2 protein-coding genes are annotated in these 3,560 nt (G+C 74.1%); both read left to right on the top strand.

What is annotated here, in order from left to right; translation table 11 throughout:
• Nucleotides 1-2,060 (top strand): condensation domain-containing protein (locus IH13_RS45695; RefSeq protein WP_158791519.1); only part of this gene is annotated, 2,060 nt, incomplete at its 5' end.
• A gap of 14 nt (nucleotides 2,061-2,074) precedes the next feature.
• Nucleotides 2,075-3,560 (top strand): condensation domain-containing protein (locus tag IH13_RS45690; RefSeq protein ID WP_324605223.1); only part of this gene is annotated, 1,486 nt, incomplete at its 3' end.

Below are 3,560 nucleotides of genomic sequence, written 5' to 3'. Positions count from 1 at the left end.
CCCGCCGCGTCCTCACCGGGTACGAGGAGCTGGAGGCCGTCTCCGCGCCCATGCTGCTCGGGGTCTACCAGCGCATGGGAGCCTTCCGCCGCTCCGGCGAACGGCACGGCACCGAGGAGCTGCGCGGCCGGCTCGGCATCCTCGACCGCTTCCGGCGGCTGCACGAGGCGCTGCTCAACATCCTGGCCGGCGCCGGATTCCTGACCCGCGACGGCGATCTGGTCGGCACCACCACGGCGGTCGACGGCATCGACGCGGTCCAGCACACGGACCGCTGGGAGGCGGAGTTCGACCGGATCGCCTCGGCCTACCCGGAGATCGAGCCGACGGTCACCCTCAACCGCCTGTTCCTCCAGGCGTACCCCCGCATTCTGCGGGGCGAGGTGGGCGCCACCGAGATCATGTTCCCCGGCTCCTCGATGAAACTGGTGCAGAACTTCTACCGGGGCGACCCGCTCACCGACTCCTTCAACCTCCTGGTCCGCGACACGGTCCGCCACTTCCTGGCCCTGCGCCTGCCGCAGCTGCCCCGGGGCCGCACGGTCGAGGTCGTGGAACTGGGCGCGGGCACCGGCGCCACCAGCGAACGGCTGCTGCCCGCGCTGGCCGCGCACCCGGGACGTGTCGGGTACACCTTCACGGACATCTCGCCGCGCTTCCTGGAACACGGCCGGGAACGCTTCGCCGAGCGCTACGACTTCGCCCGCTTCCAGGTACTCAACCTCGAACGCGGCCTGACGGAACAGGGCTTCGAGCCGGCCTGCGCCGACCTCGTCGTCGCCACCAACGTCGTGCACGCCACCAGCGACCTGCGGGCCACCCTGCGCAGGGCCAAGGCGCTGCTGCGGCCCGGCGGCTGGCTGGTCCTCAACGAACTGACCTCCGTCCGGCCGCTGCTGACCATCGGCGGCGGTGTCCTGGAGGGCTGGTGGGCCTTCGAGGACGGCCACCTGCGCATGCCCGACTCCCCGCTCGCCTCGCCGCAGGGCTGGACCCGGATCCTGCACGAGGAGGGGTACGCCCCGGTCCACGCGCTGGGCGCGGGCGACCCGGCGCTGGGCCAGACCGTCCTGGTGGCGGAGAGCGACGGTGTCCTGCTGAGCGCGTCCGCGCCCACGGCGGGCCCGGTCACCGCCTCCGCGCCCGCCCCCGTCACCGCGGGGGCGACCACTCCCCCCGACGCCCTCACCGAGCGCCTGCGCGGCCTCGTCGAGCGGGTGCTCAAGCTGGACGAGCGCATCGACCCCGACCGCCCGCTGGCCGACTACGGCTTCGACTCGCTCAGCGGCATGAAGATCGTCACCGCGGTGGACGAGGCGTTCGGTGTCGCCGTACCGCTCGGCGACTTCTTCGAGCAGCCGACCCTGCGCGAGCTGACGGCCCACCTGTCCACCAACTGGCTCACCGGGACGGCGGCCCGGCCCGCTCTGTCCGAAGCACCCGGAGCACCCGCCCCGCCGGCCACCGGTGCCGTCCCGGCCACCACCCCCGCCCCCTCCCCGGCCTCCGAGGCCGCGGCCCGCGTCCTGCGCCCCCGCACCGACGGCGAGGAGAGCCGCCACCCGCTGTCCGAGGGCCAGCGGGCCCTCTGGGTGATCGAACAGATCGCACCCGGTACCTACGCCTACAATCTTCCCCTCGCCCTCTGGCTCGACCGCGCTCTCGACGTGCTCGCCCTGCGGGCCGTCCTGCAGGACCTCGTCGACCGGCACGCCGAGCTGCGGGCCACCGTCCACGCCGGCGGCGAGGGGCCGTACGCCCGGATCGCCAAGGAGCCCGAACTCCCCTTCCAGCAGGTCTTCCTGACCGCCCGGAACGACGCGGAACTGCGTGACCGGATGCGCGCCGACCTGCGCCGCCCCTTCGAGCTCGCCGCGGGCCCCCTCGTCCGCGCCACCCTTTACACCCTGGGCGACGGCCGCAACGCGCTGCTGCTGACCTTCCACCACCTGGTCTTCGACGGCGTCTCCATCGCCCTGCTCCTGCGCGAACTGGAACGCGGCTACCACGCGCTCCTCGCGGGCCGCGGCCTCCCCGCCGAGCGCCCCGCCCGCGGCTAACGCGACTTCGCCGCCTGGCAGCGCGGCGCGACTTCGCCGCCTGGCAGCGCGAGCTACTCGCCGGTGCGGAGGGCCGGCGGCTGCGCGCGTACTGGACCGAACGGCTCCGCGGACGCTGCACCACCGTGCCGCTGCCGCTGGACCGGGCCCGCCCGGCCGTGCCCGGCTTCCGCGGGGCGAGCCTGGACGGGCACATATCCGCCGCGGTCACCGACCGGGCCCGCGCGCTCGCCGGCGCCGAGCAGACGACCCTGTTCGGGGTCGTCCTCGCGGCCTGGTTCGCCCTGCTGAACCGCTACGGCGACCAGGCCGACATCGCCGTGGGCACGCCGACGGCCGGACGCCCGGCGACCGGTTTCGACGACACGCTCGGCTACTTCATGAACATGGTGGTACTGGTCGAACGCATCGACGGCGCGGAGGAGTTCCGCGGCCTCGTCCGGCGCGTCCACCGCACAGTGCTGGACGCCCTGGAACACAGCGCCTACCCGCTGATCAACCTGGCCGACGACCTCCGCCGCGCGGACCCCGAGGCCGGCGCCCCCTTCAACGTCGCCTTCTACTTCCAGAACTGGACCCGCACCGCCCGCCGCGACGCGTCCGGCGACGCCGTGGTGCTCGGTCCGGTCGAAGGAGTGCACCAAGAGGGCGAGTTCGACCTGACCCTGGAGGTCGTCGAGCAGGAGCAGGGCTGCCGTTACACGCTCAAGTACGACCCCGGCCTCTTCGACGAGGAGACCGTGGCCCGCCTCGGCGCGCACTTCGCCACCCTGCTCGCCGCCGCGGTCGGTGGACCCGGCACCCCGGTGGCCGAGCTGGAACTGCTCACCGAGGAGGAGCGGACCCGGCTCACCCCGCCCGCCCCGGCCGACTACCCGGCCGACACCCTGGTCTGGGAACTGGTACGACGGCAGGCCGATGCCCGGCCCGACGCGGTCGCGGTCCGCCACGCCGGCACCGGACTGACGTACCGCGCACTCGTACAGCGCGTGGACGACCTCGCCGCCCGGCTCACCGCCGCCGGAGCGGGCCGAGGCCGGACCGTCGGGGGGCTGCTCCCACGCGATCAGGACCTGCCGGTGGCGCTCCTCGCCGTCCAGGCCTCCGGCGCCGCCTGCGTACCGCTCGACCCCGCCTACCCGCAGGACCGGCTCGCCTACATGGCCGAGGACGCCGGGCTGCACCTGCTGCTCACCCACTCCACCTCCGGCGTCGCCCTCGCGGCCGTGCCGCGGCTGGCCGTCGACACCTCCGAGCAGCCACCGGCCGTGCCCTCGCCCGGCCCGGCCGGGCCGTCCGACGTCGCGTACGTCATCTACACCTCCGGTTCCACCGGCCGTCCCAAGGGCGTCCGGGTACCGCACCGCGCGCTGACCAACTTCCTGTGGTCGATGGCCCGCGAGCCCGGCTTCGGACCCGGTGACACCCTGCTGGCCCTCACCACCGTCTGCTTCGACATCTCCGGCCTGGAGCTGTACCTGCCGCTGGTCACCGGCGGCA

This window comes from Streptomyces sp. NRRL WC-3549, assembly GCF_000721935.1.
Lineage (GTDB): Bacteria > Actinomycetota > Actinomycetes > Streptomycetales > Streptomycetaceae > Streptomyces.
The sequence above is the reverse complement of the archived record's forward strand: the minus strand, read 5'-3'. Positions and strand labels throughout refer to the sequence as shown.